This window comes from Stutzerimonas kunmingensis, assembly GCF_002929225.1.
Lineage (GTDB): Bacteria > Pseudomonadota > Gammaproteobacteria > Pseudomonadales > Pseudomonadaceae > Stutzerimonas.
Window position 1 is genome coordinate 614,913 of record NZ_PISM01000022.1, and the last position, 15,550, is coordinate 630,462.

The following is a 15,550-nucleotide window of genomic DNA, read 5'->3' on the forward strand; positions in this document are numbered from 1 at the left end:
AATGCCGCCCGGCCCACCCTGCGGACCTACCCTTAATTCGACTTCACCGCGTGATCCGGCTTCTTGTCGTTGCCTGGGATGTAAGGGCTCCATGGCTGCGCGCGGACCGGGCTTTCGGTTTCCCAGACCACCGAGAACTGTCCGTCGTCCTGGACTTCGCCGATCATCACTGGCTTGTGCAGGTGGTGGTTCTTTTCGTCCATGGTCAGGGTGTAGCCACTCGGCGCCTTGAAGGTCTGACCGGCCAGCGCGTCGCGTACTTTGCCGACGTCGGTGGTGCCGGCTTTCTCGACCGCCTGCGCCCACATGTGGATACCGACGTAGGTGGCTTCCATCGGGTCGTTGGTCACGGCCTTGTCGGCGCCAGGCAGGTTCTGGGCCTTGGCGTAGGCTTTCCACTTGCTGACGAAGGCTTCGTTGACCGGGTTTTCAACCGACTGGAAGTAGTTCCAGGCGGCCAGGTGACCAACGAGCGGCTTGGTGTCGATGCCGCGCAGTTCTTCCTCACCGACCGAGAAGGCGACGACCGGAACGTCAGTGGCTTCCAGGCCCTGGTTGGCCAGCTCCTTGTAGAAGGGCACGTTGGAGTCGCCGTTGATGGTCGACACCACAGCGGTCTTGCCGCCGGCGGAGAACTTCTTGATGTTGGCGACGATGGTCTGGTAATCGCTGTGACCGAAGGGGGTGTAGACCTCTTCGATGCTCGATTCCGGCACGCCCTTGCTGATCAGGAAGGCGCGCAGGATCTTGTTCGTGGTGCGCGGGTAGACGTAGTCGGTGCCGAGCAGGAAGAAGCGCTCGGCGCCGCCGCCGTCTTCGCTCATCAGGTACTCGACCGCCGGGATGGCCTGCTGGTTTGGCGCCGCGCCGGTGTAGAAGACGTTCGGCGACAGCTCTTCGCCCTCGTACTGCACCGGGTAGAACAAGAGGCCGTCGAGTTCTTCATAGACCGGCAGTACCGACTTGCGCGATACCGAGGTCCAGCAACCGAAGGTCACCGCCACCTTGTCCTGCGTCAGCAGCTGGCGGCCCTTTTCGGCGAACAGCGGCCAGTTGGAGGCTGGGTCGACCACCACCGGCTCGAGCTGCTTGCCGAGCACGCCGCCCTTGGCGTTGATCTCGTCGATGGTCATCAGCGCCATGTCCTTGAGCGAGGTCTCGGAGATGGCCATGGTGCCGGACAGCGAATGCAGGATGCCGACCTTGATGGTCTCGGCGGCCTGCAGGGTGAACGGGAACAGGCCGCTGAGCATCAGGGCACTGGCGGCGAGGGTGGTCTTGATCAGAGGACGGCGTTTCATTGTGGGGCTCCTTGGCTGTCCGTGCGCAACTGTGGGCTGAAAACATCGGAACGCCAGGAGCAAGGGCAGCATCCGTGCCAAATGGCGCAAAGCCTTATGGGGCGAGGCTTTGCGGCGATCTGTCGTTGTTTTGCCGGCCTTCGGGGTGAGCCATGCTGGTGCACGCGAAGGCCGGTGGTGCACCGCTGGAGGCCGCTTTGCCCGATTTCAGTGCTGCACAGGAGGGCTCCGCCACTTGCGGCTGCCGAGCGTCACTTCTAGCATGGCCGGCCCGCATCGAGACCCGTCGCCATGCCCCGCCCACCGCGTCCTCCATCCTCGCGTCCGCCTGCACGAACCGCGCGCCCGTCCGCGCCGCGGCGAGTGGCCAAGGCACCACCGAGCGAGCCACGCCTGTTGCTGCTGAACAAGCCGTTCGATGTACTCACGCAATTCAACGATGCCGATGGCCGCGCGACGCTGAAGGATTTCGTGCAGGTGCCGGGCGTCTACCCGGCCGGCCGACTGGATCGCGACAGCGAGGGTCTGCTGCTCTTGACCAACGACGGCCAGCTGCAGGCGCGTATCGCCGACCCGAAGCACAAGCTGCCGAAGACCTACTGGGTGCAGGTGGAAGGTGAGGTCAGCGCCGAGCAGCTGCAGCGCTTGCGCGATGGCGTCGAACTCAACGACGGCATGACCCTGCCCGCCGAAGTGCGGCAGCTGGACGAGCCCGAGCTTTGGCCACGCAACCCGCCGGTGCGCTTTCGCAAGAGCGTGCCGACCAGTTGGCTGGAATTGGTGATTCGCGAGGGGCGCAACCGCCAGGTACGGCGTATGACCGCGGCGGTAGGGCTGCCGACGCTGCGCCTGGTGCGGGTGCGCATCGGGCCGTGGGCGCTGGACGGCCTACAGCCTGGGGAATGGCGTGAAGTGCCGGCGCAGCTTTAGCGCGCCGGCGGTGCCTCAACTCAGTGCGGGATGCCCTGAGACACTTCGATGATGTAACCGATGACCGGCTTGGCAAGAAAGGCGAACAGGCACAGGCCCAGGCCGAGGAACAGGATGGCGGTGCCGAGACGGCCGGCCTTCGACTTCTTGGCCAGGTCCCAGATGATGAAGGCCATAAAGGCCATCAGCCCGCCGACGAGCACGATCATCATCCACTTTTCGAAAACTTCGGGCTCCACAGGGATCTCCTGAGTGACTTCGAGGAATGCGCCCGTGGCAGGCCGGGCGCGAAAGCGGCGCAGTATACGCCGCCAGCAAGTGGCGCGTGTGCCACTGCTGGTTGGACGGTGGAGCTCGGAAAGCGTTCGGTTCGAGCCAGGCGGGCGCAGGTGCGGCTAAATGTCTCGCCTGCGCTTAGTAGCCGGCCTTGATCACATCGATGCCCTTGTTCAGCACCGTGCGCCAGGCCTGTAGGTCCTGTTGCTCCAGCTCCGGGTCATGCTGGCTGATGGTTTTCAGCAGGGCCGCGATCCACAGGTCGTAGAGCTCCGGACGAATGTCCAGATGCTCGCGTGAATGGCTTTTGCCGAGCGCGCGGAGCTTGGTGTCCGGCATGCCGCGGGCGAATAGCACCAGGTTGAGAATGCCGGCGCGCAACAGCTGTTTTTGCGCAGTCATGTCAGTGCGGACGAACTTCTCCCTTATCGCAGGCGAACTGGCGAGGAAGGAGGCATAGAAGTCATTGAAGAAATCAGGGCTGGCGCAGCAGCGGCCATAGCTCTGCATGACGCGGTTGGTGTCTTTCATGGGCATTCCCTTGCACGAGGGCATTTTGCAGCGAGGCCCGCCGGTGAGCAGGCGATGGGCGGTCCGCCCCGGCCGGGATCATCCGTATGCGGGGCGGTGCAGAAAGGGGCGGATTATAGGCATTAACCTTTCGAATTGTGCGGGCGAAAGCTGTGAGCAGTGTCTCAGCTGCGCAAATGCTCCAGCGGCAGCTCCGTGCTCGACGATACCTGGCGCAACACGAAGCTGGAACGCACGCTGGAGACGCCTTCGATGCGCGTTAAGGTGCCGAGGAGAAACTGCTGATAGTGCTCCATGTCGGGCACCACGACCTTGAGCTGGTAGTCGGCGTCCATGCCGGTAACCAGGCTGCATTCGAGCACTTCCGGGCATTTGCCGATCACCCCCTCGAAGTGCTCGAAGCGCTCCGGTGTATGGCGGTCCATGCCGATCAGGACGTAGGCGGTCAGCGTCAGGCCGAGCTTCTTTCGGTCGAGCAGGGCAACTTGGCGGGCGATGTAGCCGTCGTCTTCCAGCTGTTTGACGCGGCGGGAACAGGGCGAGGGTGACAGGCCGATACGTTCGGCGAGGTCCTGATTGGAGATGCGAGCGTCGTGCTGCAATTCGGCGAGGATGCGTAGGTCGTAGCGGTCTAGTTTGCTCATGAGGAGCTTCTTCCGATCGATGATTGCGCTAGATGATGAATTGTAGGATGGCAGTTGCGCAAGTGGCGCCTATATAAGCAATCTTCGCAATCCTGTGCCGGGTTTCCAGGCGTAAGCTTTATCTCAACTTCAGCCCCCGGCAGAAACGGACACGGCGCAGTATCCCCGCCGTGACCACCGAAGGTCTTACCAAGACCGACGGTCCGGGCCCCCGGTGCTCACGAGGCGCCGCGCGAAGAAGCCGTTACCATCGGCCAGACGAATCGAAGAGACCACGCCCAGGCGTGGTCTTTTTCGTTTTGGGCGTTGTGGTGGTGCCTTGGAAATGGAATCCGAAAACTCCAATCACCGCTTCGGCGGCGCTACCTCAAGCGGATCGGCATGCACCAGCACCTCCGCATTCGGATAGCGATCGTGAATCGCGTTCTCCACCGCCACACACAGATCATGCGCCTGCGACAGCGGTAGGTCCCCCGGCAGCTCGAGATGCAACTGCACGAACCAACGGGTGCCGGAAATGCGTGTGCGGAAGTCATGGCAGCCATGCACGCCCGGCACTTCGCAGACCAGCTTCTGCATCTGCTCGCTGATCTCCGGCGACAGTTCGGTATCCATCAGCACCGCGCCGGCCTCACGGACGATGGTGATGGCGCTCCAGAAGATGTACAGCGCGATACCGATGCCGAACAGTGCGTCCAGTCGCTCCCAGCCGAAGCTGGCCAGCACCAGCGCGAGCAGGATGCTGGTGTTGAGCAAGAGGTCTGAACGGTAGTGCAGCGAATCGGCGCGTATGGCGGTGGAGCCGGTGAGCTTGACCACGTGGTGCTGGTAGCTCAGCAGGATGGCGGTCATCAACAGCGAGAAGATCATCACTGCGATACCCACGCCCTGCGCGCCCAGCGGTTGCGGGTTCAGCAGGCGGTCAACGCCCTGCACGCCGACGAGGATCGCGCTGACGCAGATGAACGCCGCCTGGCCGAGCCCGGCTAGCGCCTCGGCCTTGCCGTGGCCGTAGCGATGGTCGTCGTCGGCCGGGCGCAGCGAGTAGTGCACCGCGAGCAGGTTGAGCAGCGACGCGGCGCCGTCGAGCAGCGAATCGGTGAGGCCGGCGAGCAGGCTCACCGAGCCGCTCAGCCACCAGGCCACGGCCTTGCTCAGCGCCAGCAGGATCGCCGTCGCCAGGGCCGCAGCGGTCGCCCGGCGCATGAGCCGGGCGTGGTCACGATTGATGCTCATCGCTGGCCGTTATCCGCGCGAGTCATCAGGCCGCAGGGCGCAGACCGAAGGCGGCCAGTTGCTCGACGCTGCCGCTGTGCTGGATCAGACGCGGATCGTCCAGCGGCAGGCTGCGGCCGATTTCCTTCTCGATGATGGCTTTCAGGCGGGCCTGATTGATCTGGCCGTCTGCGCCGATGGCTTCCTGCAGCTTTTCCGGGGCCATGGAGTACTCGTCGTCGGGCAGGTAGATCGCGCCGGTGGCGAAGTCGATGCCGAAGGCAATCAAGCCGGGGATGACGTAGAACAGCAGCCCGACCGCATTGAGCGCGGCGATGGCCGGGTCGATGCGGCCTTCGATCTGCCCGCGGCGATCCGGGTAGAACAGCGTGCCGCAGGCGGTCAGCTGGGTGAACAGGGAAGCGGCCAACACGCCGCCGATGATTCGGTTACGAGTACGCATAAGGACCTCCTGGAAAAGTGGCGCAACTATACAAGGCCGGAAGACAGCTGGATGATGTTTTCTCGATATCAGACCATGCCGCGGGCTCGGGTGTTCGGCGTGTTGCGCTGACGCATGGGGTGGCTTTACCCAGTCCTTACCGAGGCCTGACGGACCGCTGCATCGGCCGGGCAGATAATCGCGCTGCGATTTCATCCCATCCCGGAGTTCAATCATGTCCAGGTCACTGCCGCGCGCCGCGCTTGGCGCCGTTCTTTCCCTCTGCATCGCCTTGCCGGTCACCGCCGCACCACCCGGTCCCGGGCCGGGTGCGCATAGGGCGCCGGCCGGACCGGGGCCGCAGCATGTGCCGGGTCCGCGTCACGGCCACGGTCTGCCGGCCGGTGCGCGGGAAATCTGGATCGGCAGCATGCTCTACTTCATCGCCGCCGGTACCTATTACCTATGGAATGTAGAGCGCAATGTCTACGAGCCGGTCAGTCATCCGCCGCTGCCGGCCAGCGAGGCCTCGCGATATGATGTCATCGCCTATCCGGCCAAGGGCCAGAGCGCCGAGCAGCAGAGCCGCGACCGCTACGAGTGTCATATCTGGGCCGTGAGCCAGAGCGGTTTCGATCCGGCCAGCGCTCGGACGGCTCCGGCGGCGAGCGTTGCCGACACCTACAAGCGCGCCCTTGGCGCCTGCCTGACCGGACGCGGCTATAGCGTCAACTGATGCGCCCAGCTTCGGGCGGGCGCCTCGGTTGTTGAATCGTCTGCCCGAAGCGAGTGCCCATGAATTCCCTACCGATCGACGAAGTCCTGCCGGCGTTGCGCCAGGCCCTGCAACAGCGCGACGAAGCCGTTCTCGAAGCACCGCCCGGCGCCGGCAAGACCACTCGCGTGCCGCTGGCGCTGCTCGACGAAGCCTGGCTGGGCGGGCAGAGCATCATCATGCTGGAGCCGCGCCGTCTGGCTGCCCGCGCAGCGGCTGAGCGGCTGGCCAGTGAGCTGGGCGAGCGCGTCGGCGAAACCGTCGGCTACCGCATCCGGCTGGAAAGCAAGGTCGGGCCGACCACGCGCATCGAGGTAGTCACCGAGGGCATTCTCGCGCGGCGGCTGCAGGACGACCCGGCGCTGGAAGGCGTCGGCCTGGTGATCTTCGACGAATTCCATGAGCGCAGCCTGGACGCCGATCTGGCCCTGGCGCTGACGCTCAATGCGCGGCAGCTGCTGCGCGACGAGCCGCTCAAGCTGCTGCTGATGTCGGCGACGCTGGAGGGCCAGCGCCTGTCGGCACTGCTCGACGATGCGCCGGTGGTGCGCAGCGAGGGGCGCATGCACCCGGTCGAGCAGCGCTGGGGCCGTCTCGTTGCGGCGAATGAGCGTATCGAGCCGCGCGTGATGCAGACGGTGCTGCAGGCGCTGGAGGACGAGCAGGGCAGCGTGCTGGTGTTTCTGCCGGGGCAGGCCGAGATCCGCCGCGTCCACGAGGCGCTTGCCGATCAGCTGGGCGGGCGCGGCGACATCCTGCTCTGCCCGCTGCACGGCGAGCTGGAGCTGGCGCAGCAGCGCGCGGCCATCGAGCCGGCACCGGCGGGCATGCGCAAGGTGGTGCTGGCGACCAACATCGCCGAGACCAGCCTGACCATCGAAGGCGTACGCATCGTGGTGGACGCCGGACTGGCGCGGGTGCCGCGCTTCGATCCCGGCAGCGGCATGACCCGGCTGGAAACCCGGCGCATCTCCCGCGCCTCGGCCACGCAGCGCGCTGGTCGCGCCGGGCGCCTGGAGCCGGGCGTCTGCTATCGGCTGTGGTCCGAGGATCAGCACGCGCAGCTGGCGGCCTACGGCGAGGCGGAAATCCTCCAGGCGGACCTTGCCGGTGTCGCGCTGCAACTGGCGCGCTGGGGTGTCGAGCCGGACGAGCTGGCCTGGCTCGACCGGCCGCCGGCGGCGGCTTACGCCCAGGCTCAGGCGCTGCTCGAGCGCCTTGGCGCATTGCAGCACAACGAACATGGCGGCTGGCAGCTGACCCGTCACGGCCAGGCGATGGCCGAGCTGCCGGCGCATCCGCGGCTGGCGCATATGCTGCTGCGTGGGCAGGGTTTGGGTATTGGCGCGCTGGCGGCGGATGTCGCGGCGCTGCTGGTCGAGCGTGACATTCAATCCGGCGGGCAGCGCAGCGGCGGCGCCGATCTGGCGCTGCGTCTGCACCAGTTGCAGAGCGGCCGTGGTGCTGCGGTGCAGCGGGTGCGGCAGCTGGCCCGGCAGTTTCGTGGCCTGCTGCGCGGCACTTCGGGGCAGGGCGACGGAGCGCTGGAAGAACAGCACGCGCTGGCCACGCTGCTGGCTTTCGCCTACCCCGACCGCGTCGCCCTGCAGCGCCGCGAAGGTGGCGGGGGTTATCGTCTGGCCAGCGGGCGCGCGGCGCTGTTCGGTGAGCCGGATGCATTGATGAAGGAGCCCTGGCTGGTGATCGCCGAGCTGGGTAGCCATCAGGGACAACGCGAGGAGCGCATCTACCGGGCGGTCGCGCTGGACCCGGCGCTGTTCGACGGACCGCTGGCCGAACAGGTGTCTCTGCGCAATGAGCTGGAGTGGGACGAGCGCGAGGGCGTGCTGCGCGCCGAACGGCAGCGGCGGATCGGCGAACTGGTGCTCAGCCGCGAACCACTGCCGAACCTCGACGATGACGCACGGGCTCGCTCGCTGCTCGGCCTGGTACGGAGCAAGGGCCTGGAACTGCTGGCCTGGACGCCGGAGTTGCGCCAGTGGCAGGCGCGCATCGACCTGCTGCGTCAGCTCGATCTGGACGCAGGCAACAGCAGCGACTGGCCGGACGTCAGCGATGCTGCACTGCTGGAACGGTTGGGCGACTGGCTGCTGCCCTACCTCGGCAAGGTGTCGCGCCTGGCGCACTTCGCCCAGCTCGATCTGGCCGGCATGCTCGCCACGCTGCTGCCCTGGCCGCTGCCGCAGCGCCTGGATGAGCAGGCGCCGGTGGCGGTCAGCGTGCCGTCCGGCTCGCGCATTCGGCTGGACTACAGCGAGCAGCCGCCGGTGCTGGCGGTGCGTCTGCAGGAGCTGTTCGGCCTGGCCGACACGCCGCGGATTGCTGGTGGCCGACAGGTCGTCAAGCTGCACCTGCTGTCGCCGGCGCGGCGTCCGGTACAGGTCACCCAGGACCTGGCGAGCTTCTGGGCCAACACCTACGCCGAGGTAAAAAAGGATCTGAAGGGGCGCTATCCCAAGCACTACTGGCCGGACGACCCGCTGATCGCCGAGCCGACCGCACGGGCCAAGCCACGCGGGCAGTAGGCTCAGTCCGAGGGCAGGCTGAGGTCCTCGCCGGCGACGCGCAACGCTTCATAGGCGTCGTCGAGCGCAGTGACGATGGCGCTGGCATCGCGAGCATGGCGCGAGACGATGAAGTGGATCGGCACCTGGGCCAGGCGCTGGTAGGGCAGCGCCTCCATCCGTAGCCGCTGGCGGGCCTGTTCCACTGGAATCTGGTAGTCGAGCAGGTAATCGCCACGGTTGCGCTGCAGCATCTCCAGCGCGGAAAGGTGATTGCTGGTGCGCAGCAGGCGCAGGTCGAGGCCGGGATCGTCCAGTAGCGCGTTGACGTTCGGCCAGTAGCTGTAGCCGCCGATCAGGATCAGCGACTTGCCGGCAAGGTCGTCCGGCAGGCTCGGCGCCGGTGTACCGGCAAGGCGGTAGAGGTTGAGATTGATCTGGCTGAGCGTATGCCGGCCTTCCAACGTATGGGTCGCCAGCTCCGGCTTGCCCTGGGCTCCAGGCCAGAGGTCGATGCTGCCATTCTCCAGCGCCGCGTAGAGGCGGGCGCCGGGCAGCCCTCGAAAGCGCACGCCGTAGCCGGCCTGACGCGCGACGCGGCGGGTCAGTTCGGCCAGCTCGCCGCGTGCCATGCCGTGGGCATCGGTGTAGATGGCCGGGGCGAACTCGTAGTAGCCGACGTTGAGGACGCGTTGCGAAACGGGATTGGCCAGGACCGCGGCTGGTAAGCCGAGAAGGGAGGCCAGGGCCAGATAGATGAATGCTTTCAATGGATCGATCGCTGCCTTGCGCTGTTCCAACAAGCATGCGCAGCCGATGCCCGGTTGTCCATGAGCCATATTGCTGCAGCAGCGTGAGGAATGTCGGCCTATATCGACCTATGCTCATACCAAAAGGCAGGCGTGCGGCACGAAGGAGTAGGGGTATGCAGCGCAAGGTGTTCGATCGCAAGGTGTTCAACCGCAAGCTGGTGGTGATCACCGGCGGCTGTGCCGGGATCGGCCGCGCGCTGGCGGTGCGCATGGCCCAGGCTGGCGCGCGGCTGGTGATCTTCGATCTGCATCAGGATGCGCTGGATGGCCTGGTGCAGCATCTGGCCGATCACCACAATGCCGATGCGCTGGGGTTGTGCTGTGACGTCAGCGATGCCGAGGCGGTGCAGCGCGCGATTGCGCTGGTGGTGGAGCGTTACGGCGGCATCGACGTGCTGGTCAACAACGCCGGCATCACCCATCGCAGCCCGGTGGCGAGCACCAGCCTGGCGGTGTTCCATCGGGTGATGGCGGTGAACTTCTACGGCGCGCTGCATTGCACCCAGGCGGCACTGCCCAGCCTGATCGCCCGGGACGGGCAGATCATCGTGCTCAGCTCGCTTTCGCAGTATGCCCCGGTGCCCAACCGCGCCGCCTACAACGCCAGCAAACACGCACTGCACGGGCTGTTCGAGACGCTGCGCGGCGAGCTGAGCGATACCGGGGTGCATGTGATGCTGGTCTGCCCCGGTTACACCGCCACCGACTTGCGCAAAAACGTGCTGGTCGGCGACGGCTCCACCGCGCCGTCGCCGGTACTGGACATCGGCCGGGTCGCCTCGCCACAGGATGTCGCCGAGGCGATCTACCAAGGCGCGCTGCGTCGGCGCGCGTTGCTGGTGCACTCCAATCTCGACTGGAAGGCGCGGCTGCTGGCGCGCTGGTGCCCGCGGCTGTACCAGCACCTGCTGCTGCCACGGCTGCTCGGCAGTCGAACCTGATGCTCCGCGGTCACTCGCCGCTGCCGTAGAGCTGCTCCATCAGCGCGGCGTCCCAGTAGGCCGCCTCGATCTTGTGACCGTCCAGATCACGGACGAAGCAACCGTAATAGGGCTCGCCATACTCCGGCCGTGGTCCAGGGGCGCCTTCATCGACCGCGCCGGCGGCGATGGCGGCTCGGTGGAAGGCATCCACGGCAGCCTGATCGGCGGCGAAGAAGCCCACGTGGGTGCCGTTGCCGACGGAGGCCGTGCCGCCGTCGAAGGGGCGCTGGACCCAGAATTCCGGATATTCACGGCCCCAGGCGACGGCGCCGGGGTGTTCGAGGATGCGCCTGCAGCCAAGGGTGGCGAGGACCTGGTCGTAGAAGGCAACCGCTTCGTCGAAGCGATTACTGCCCAGTGAAATGTGCGAAAGGATGCTTGGGTTCTGGTCGGCCATGGCGGGGTCTCCTGATGTGGCCGGAGCAAGCCTAGCAGGCTCTGCGCGCCTCGCCTGAACCACCGTCGAAAGACCACTCAGCCGTTGTCCGGCTGGCGTGTCGGCGGCTCGGTGCAGAGCATGAAGCAGCGGAACAGCATGATCGTCGGCAGCAACTGCAGCAGGCCGACCACGGCGTCCAGCAACATCGCCGGCAACAGTGGTGGCGTCTGCTCGGCGAACAGCTGGGCGGCGATCCAGATTTCCAGCATCCAGATCGGTAACAGCACGGTCATCACACAGCCCAGTATTAGCAGAAAATGCCCGCGGGTGAGGGCGAAGCTCTCCTTCAGCGCCGCCAGCGGTGTCAGGCCACGCAAGACCAGCAGGTACTCGGCGAAGGCGATCTTGACCATGACCCAGATGCCGGGCAGCACGAACAGCGAGGCGCCGAGCATGATCAGCAGTGAGCCGAGCCCCGAGAGCACGGCCAGCGCTGGCCACAGCGGCAGGGCCCGGGCGTAGACCGCGCGCAGCGCCGGATCGTGGCCACGGCTGCGCGCATCCAGATAAAGGATCAGTGCGCCGACGTACAGCGGATAGAAGATCAGGCCCACCAGCAGGTCCAGGGCGGGCAGGACGTTTTCGCCGAGCCAGTGATCGAGCGCCAGGCGTGTCGCGCTTTCGAGCAGGATCAGCGGCAGGCAGAGCCGGACGATGGTCAGGAAGTGGCGGGAGTAGAAGAACCAGGCGTCACGCAGGATGGCAAGAACGTTCATTGCAGACCGAAGGTGAGTAATCGTTTCGGGGCGCCACTGTAACGGATGCGGCAAGGACGGGACATGTGCGATTTCGCCGTCCATACTGGACCCCCCTTTCAGATTCGGGCCGCCGCGTGAAGAAGATCGCCCTGTTCGCCGATGTACAGAACCTCTACTACACCGTGCGGCAGGCCCATGGCTGCCACTTCAACTATGCGGCGCTGTGGGCCGATGTCAGCCGTCGCGGCACTATCGTCGAGGCCTATGCCTACGCCATCGAGCGCGGTGACGCACGCCAGCAGCAGTTTCAGCAAATCCTGCGCAACCTCGGTTTCACGGTGAAGCTCAAGCCCTATATCCAGCGCAGCGACGGCTCGGCCAAGGGTGACTGGGATGTGGGCATCACCATCGACGTGCTGGATGCGGCGGCACGGGTCGACGAGGTGGTGCTGGCGTCCGGCGATGGCGATTTCGACCTGCTGCTCGATCGGGTGCGGGCCGGCGGCGCCGAGGCGACCGCCTATGGCGTACCGGGACTTACCGCGCAATCGCTGATCCGTGCGGCGACGCGTTACGTGCCGATCGAGGGTGATTTGTTGTTGCGTGGCTGAACATCCGCCCACTTTGAGGGGAGCGAGTCTGCCGATAGTGCGACTCGGAGTGGCCAGTGTAGGGTGGATGACGCTCCACCCATCCACCAAAACGACGTCAGGCTTTGCCGAGTGCCGCAAGCCGCTTGCGTACGGCCGCTTCGATGCCGGCCGCATCCAGGCCGCACTCGGCGAGCATTTCGCTGGGCTTGGCGTGCTCGACGTAGTAGTCGGGCAGGCCCAGATGCAGCATCGGTTTGAGAATGCTTTCGCCAGTGAGGAACTCGGCTACCGCGCTGCCGGCGCCAGCCATGATGCTGTTCTCTTCGATCGTCACCAGCAGCTCGTGGCTGCCAGCCAGTTCGCGCAGCAGGGCTTCGTCCAGCGGTTTGACGAATCGCATGTCGACCACCGTGGCGTCCAGCGCCTCGCCGACCTGCAGCGCTTCGGGCAGCTGCACGCCGAATACCAGAAGTGCGACGTTACTGCCCTCACGGCGCACCACGGCTTTGCCGATCTTCAGCGGCTCCAGGCCCGGCTCGATGGTGGCGTTGGGGCCGCTGCCGCGCGGATAGCGCACCGCGGCCGGGCCTTCGAAGTGGTAGCCGGTGGTGAGCATGCGGCGCATCTCGTTCTCGTCGCTGGGCGTCATCACCAGCATGCCGGGGATGCAGCGCAGGTAGGAGAGGTCGAAGCTGCCAGCGTGGGTCGGGCCGTCTTCGCCGACCAGTCCGGCACGGTCGATGGCGAACAGCACGTCGAGGTTCTGCACCGCGACATCGTGGATCAGCTGATCGTAGGCGCGCTGGAGGAACGTCGAATAGATCGCCACCACCGGCTTCATGCCTTCGCAGGCCATGCCTGCCGCCAGCGTCACAGCGTGCTGCTCGGCGATGGCGACATCGAAGTAACGCTGCGGGTAGCGCTCGCTGAAGGCCACCAGGTCCGAGCCTTCCTTCATCGCGGGGGTGATGCCGGTCAGGCGCGGGTCGGCGGCGGCCATGTCGCACAGCCACTGGCCGAACACATTGGAGTACTTGGGCCCTGAGGGCTTCTTCGGTTTGACCGGGGCGCCGACCGGCTCCAGCTTGCTGATCGCATGCCAGGTGATCGGGTCGGCTTCGGCGGGGGCGAAGCCCTTGCCCTTCTTCGTCACCACATGGAGGAACTGCGGGCCGTCGAGGTCGCGCATGTTGCGCAGGGTGGCGATCAGCGTCGGCAGGTCGTGGCCGTCGATGGGGCCGATGTAGTTCCAGCCGAGCTCTTCGAACAACGTGCCGGGCACCAGCATGCCCTTGGCGTATTCTTCGGTGCGGCGGGCGATTTCCCAGGCACCCGGCAGGCGCGAGAGGATCTTCTTGCTGCCTTCGCGCATGCTCGAATAGGTGCGGCTGGACAGGATCTTGGCCAGGTAGTTGGACAGCCCGCCGACGTTGCGCGAGATCGACATGTCGTTGTCGTTGAGCACCACCAGCATGTTGGCGCCGACTTCTGGGGCGTGGTTGAGCGCCTCGAAGGCCATGCCGGCGGTGAGCGCGCCGTCGCCGATCACCGCGATGGACTTGCGCTGCTCGCCTTTCAGACGGGCGGCGACCGCCATGCCCAGGGCGGCGCTGATCGAGGTGCTGGAATGACCGACGCCGAAGGTGTCGTACTCGCTCTCCGAGCGGCGCGGGAAGGCGGCCAGGCCGTCCTTCTGACGCAGCGTGGCCATGCGTTCGCGGCGACCGGTGAGGATCTTGTGCGGATAGGCCTGATGGCCGACGTCCCACACCAGCCGATCGTCCGGGGTGTCGTAGACGTAGTGCAGGGCGATGGTCAGCTCGATCACGCCGAGGCCGGCGCCGAAGTGCCCGCCAGTGTGGCCGACGCTATACAACAGCTCCTGGCGCAGTTCGTTGGCAAGCTCTTCGAGTTCCGCCTCGCCCAGTCGGCGCAGCTGTTCGGGGGTCGCCGCTCGGCCAAGAACGGGCGTCGCGGGGCGAACCCGAGGGATCTCGTGAAAAGTCTTGGGCATCAGGCGGATCGTTGTTGTTGAAAAAAGAGCGGCAGTTTACCCGATGGGCCGTTCGATAAGAACGGCCCCGGGTCCGGTAGGGGTTTGACTGCTATTTCGGCGAAAGGCTCAGTTGCGTCGTTCGACAATGTAGCGCGCCAGCTCGCGCAACGGCTCGGCGGAGATATCGAACGGGCGCAGCGCGTGCAGTGCCTGGTCGCGCAGTTCCAGCGCATAGGCCTTGGCCGCGTCCATCCCGAGCAGTGCCGGATAGGTGGGCTTGTCCCGGGCGATGTCGGCGCCCTGGTGCTTGCCCAGGGTCGCGGTGTCGCTTTCGACGTCGAGAATGTCGTCCTGCACCTGGAAGGCTAGGCCGATGGCGCGTGCGTACTGGCTCAGCGAGGCGAGGTTGTCGGCGTCGGCATGGCCGCTGGCGAGCGCGCCGAGCTGCACGCTGGCTTCGATCAGCGCGCCGGTCTTGTGCCGGTGCATCAGCTCCAGGGCGTCGCGATCGAGCTTGAGCCCGACCGAACCGAGGTCGATGGCCTGACCGCCGACCATCCCGGCCGGCCCGGCGGCGCGGGCCAGTACGGCGAACATGCGCAGGCGCAGCGTGGCGTCCTGCGGATTGTGCGCGGCCTGGGCCATGGCCTCGAAAGCGAGACTTTGCAGGCCGTCGCCGGCGAGGATCGCGCAGGCCTCATCGAAGGCCTTGTGCGTGGTGGGCTGGCCGCGGCGCAGATCGTCGTCGTCCATGGCCGGCAGGTCGTCGTGCACCAGCGAGTAGGCGTGGATCAGCTCGACTGCGCAGGCGGCGCCGTCAGCGCTGGTCTTGTCGCCGTTCAGTGCTTCGCAGGCGGCATAGACCAGCAGCGGGCGGACGCGCTTGCCGCCGTTCATCACGCTGTAGCGCATGGCCTGATAGAGGCGTTCGAGCTGCGGCAGCGGCGGGACGAACAGGGTTTCGAGGCAGCCGTCGACGCGCTGCTGACAGCGTTTCTGGTAGTCGCCGATCATCATGCTTCGGGGTCCGACTCGAAGGGGGCTTCCTGCAGGCTGCCGTCGCGTTCCAGCAGGATCTGCACCTTCTGCTCGGCCTGGCTCAGCGCAGCCTGGCAGTCGCGGGTCAGGCCGATGCCCTGTTCGAAGCAGGTCAGCGAGTCTTCCAGCGACAGCTCGCCGCTTTCCAGGCGTTCCACCAGCTGTTGCAGCTCGGCGAGGGATTGTTCGAAATCGAGGGCAGCTTTCTTGCGGGCCATGCGGGAACCTGTCGTCGGCGGCGAGTCGGAAACGGGCGCGACATTAGCAAAGAAACGCCCGCGGCAGCCACAAGGTTCGCCCGCGTGATGTGTATCCAGCTGCGTAAGGTGTCGGGATGCTGCCTGAGGTCAGC

The 15,550-nt window shown here is 66.0% G+C and carries 17 protein-coding genes; 5 read left to right on the top strand and 12 right to left on the bottom strand.

Annotated features, from left to right (window positions below; genetic code table 11):
• Window positions 1–32: 32 nt before the first annotated feature.
• On the bottom strand, window positions 33–1,301 hold the full coding sequence (urtA, locus tag CW305_RS22035; RefSeq protein ID WP_104098989.1) for an urea ABC transporter substrate-binding protein: 1,269 nt from the start codon (window positions 1,299–1,301) through the stop codon (window positions 33–35).
• A 291-nt stretch (window positions 1,302–1,592) separates the two neighbouring features.
• On the opposite strand from urtA, the gene CW305_RS22040 reads away from it, so the two are divergent.
• Complete coding sequence (locus CW305_RS22040) at window positions 1,593–2,231, top strand: pseudouridine synthase (protein WP_104098990.1); 639 nt, start codon at window positions 1,593–1,595, stop codon at window positions 2,229–2,231.
• A gap of 20 nt (window positions 2,232–2,251) precedes the next feature.
• Here CW305_RS22040 and CW305_RS22045 read toward each other — a convergent pair whose 3' ends face one another.
• From CW305_RS22045 to CW305_RS22065, 5 genes are all read right to left on the bottom strand, one after another.
• Window positions 2,252–2,470, bottom strand: a complete 219-nt coding sequence (locus tag CW305_RS22045) for a DUF2788 domain-containing protein (protein WP_058065056.1) — start codon at window positions 2,468–2,470, stop codon at window positions 2,252–2,254.
• 175 nt (window positions 2,471–2,645) lie between these two features.
• Entirely contained in the window at window positions 2,646–3,038 is a 393-nt protein-coding gene (locus CW305_RS22050) for a globin (RefSeq protein ID WP_003283043.1), read from the bottom strand.
• A gap of 164 nt (window positions 3,039–3,202) precedes the next feature.
• Window positions 3,203–3,682: an Lrp/AsnC family transcriptional regulator gene (locus tag CW305_RS22055; protein WP_058065057.1), complete on the bottom strand. Its 480-nt coding sequence runs from the start codon at window positions 3,680–3,682 to the stop codon at window positions 3,203–3,205.
• A 345-nt stretch (window positions 3,683–4,027) separates the two neighbouring features.
• Window positions 4,028–4,918: a cation diffusion facilitator family transporter gene (locus tag CW305_RS22060; RefSeq protein ID WP_104098991.1), complete on the bottom strand. Its 891-nt coding sequence runs from the start codon at window positions 4,916–4,918 to the stop codon at window positions 4,028–4,030.
• A 25-nt stretch (window positions 4,919–4,943) separates the two neighbouring features.
• Window positions 4,944–5,360, bottom strand: a complete 417-nt coding sequence (locus CW305_RS22065) for a polyribonucleotide nucleotidyltransferase (RefSeq protein ID WP_104098992.1) — start codon at window positions 5,358–5,360, stop codon at window positions 4,944–4,946.
• A 214-nt stretch (window positions 5,361–5,574) separates the two neighbouring features.
• Here CW305_RS22065 and CW305_RS23830 point away from each other — a divergent pair, with 214 nt between their 5' ends.
• Both CW305_RS23830 and hrpB read left to right on the top strand, forming a co-directional pair.
• Complete coding sequence (locus CW305_RS23830) at window positions 5,575–6,075, top strand: hypothetical protein (RefSeq protein WP_245891018.1); 501 nt, start codon at window positions 5,575–5,577, stop codon at window positions 6,073–6,075.
• A 59-nt stretch (window positions 6,076–6,134) separates the two neighbouring features.
• Entirely contained in the window at window positions 6,135–8,660 is a 2,526-nt protein-coding gene (hrpB, locus tag CW305_RS22075; protein ID WP_104098993.1) for an ATP-dependent helicase HrpB, read from the top strand.
• Window positions 8,661–8,662: 2 nt separating this feature from the next.
• On the opposite strand, the gene CW305_RS22080 is transcribed toward hrpB, so the two are convergent.
• Window positions 8,663–9,478: a substrate-binding periplasmic protein gene (locus CW305_RS22080; RefSeq protein WP_104098994.1), complete on the bottom strand. Its 816-nt coding sequence runs from the start codon at window positions 9,476–9,478 to the stop codon at window positions 8,663–8,665.
• Between the two features lie 86 nt (window positions 9,479–9,564).
• Between CW305_RS22080 and CW305_RS22085 the strand changes: the two genes are divergently transcribed.
• Complete coding sequence (locus CW305_RS22085; RefSeq protein WP_104098995.1) at window positions 9,565–10,392, top strand: SDR family oxidoreductase; 828 nt, start codon at window positions 9,565–9,567, stop codon at window positions 10,390–10,392.
• Between the two features lie 10 nt (window positions 10,393–10,402).
• Here the strand turns inward: CW305_RS22085 and CW305_RS22090 are convergent, their stop codons facing one another.
• Window positions 10,403–10,831, bottom strand: a complete 429-nt coding sequence (locus tag CW305_RS22090) for a VOC family protein (protein ID WP_104098996.1) — start codon at window positions 10,829–10,831, stop codon at window positions 10,403–10,405.
• A gap of 77 nt (window positions 10,832–10,908) precedes the next feature.
• Window positions 10,909–11,589 (bottom strand): YciC family protein, encoded by a 681-nt coding sequence (locus tag CW305_RS22095; protein ID WP_014819013.1) that lies wholly within the window; start codon window positions 11,587–11,589, stop codon window positions 10,909–10,911.
• Between the two features lie 116 nt (window positions 11,590–11,705).
• Between CW305_RS22095 and CW305_RS22100 the strand changes: the two genes are divergently transcribed.
• Complete coding sequence (locus CW305_RS22100; RefSeq protein ID WP_104098997.1) at window positions 11,706–12,182, top strand: LabA-like NYN domain-containing protein; 477 nt, start codon at window positions 11,706–11,708, stop codon at window positions 12,180–12,182.
• A gap of 97 nt (window positions 12,183–12,279) precedes the next feature.
• Here CW305_RS22100 and dxs read toward each other — a convergent pair whose 3' ends face one another.
• From dxs to CW305_RS22115, 3 genes are all read right to left on the bottom strand, one after another.
• Entirely contained in the window at window positions 12,280–14,178 is a 1,899-nt protein-coding gene (gene dxs / locus CW305_RS22105) for a 1-deoxy-D-xylulose-5-phosphate synthase (protein WP_104098998.1), read from the bottom strand.
• Between the two features lie 108 nt (window positions 14,179–14,286).
• A complete protein-coding gene (locus CW305_RS22110) occupies window positions 14,287–15,174 on the bottom strand; it encodes a polyprenyl synthetase family protein (RefSeq protein WP_014819016.1) in 888 nt (295 codons plus the stop codon).
• The gene (locus CW305_RS22115; protein ID WP_003283056.1) at window positions 15,174–15,416 is read right to left on the bottom strand and encodes an exodeoxyribonuclease VII small subunit; all 243 of its coding nucleotides are present in this window, start codon (window positions 15,414–15,416) and stop codon (window positions 15,174–15,176) included. The genes CW305_RS22110 and CW305_RS22115 overlap by 1 nt, the downstream gene beginning before the upstream one ends.
• Window positions 15,417–15,550 lie beyond the last annotated feature (134 nt).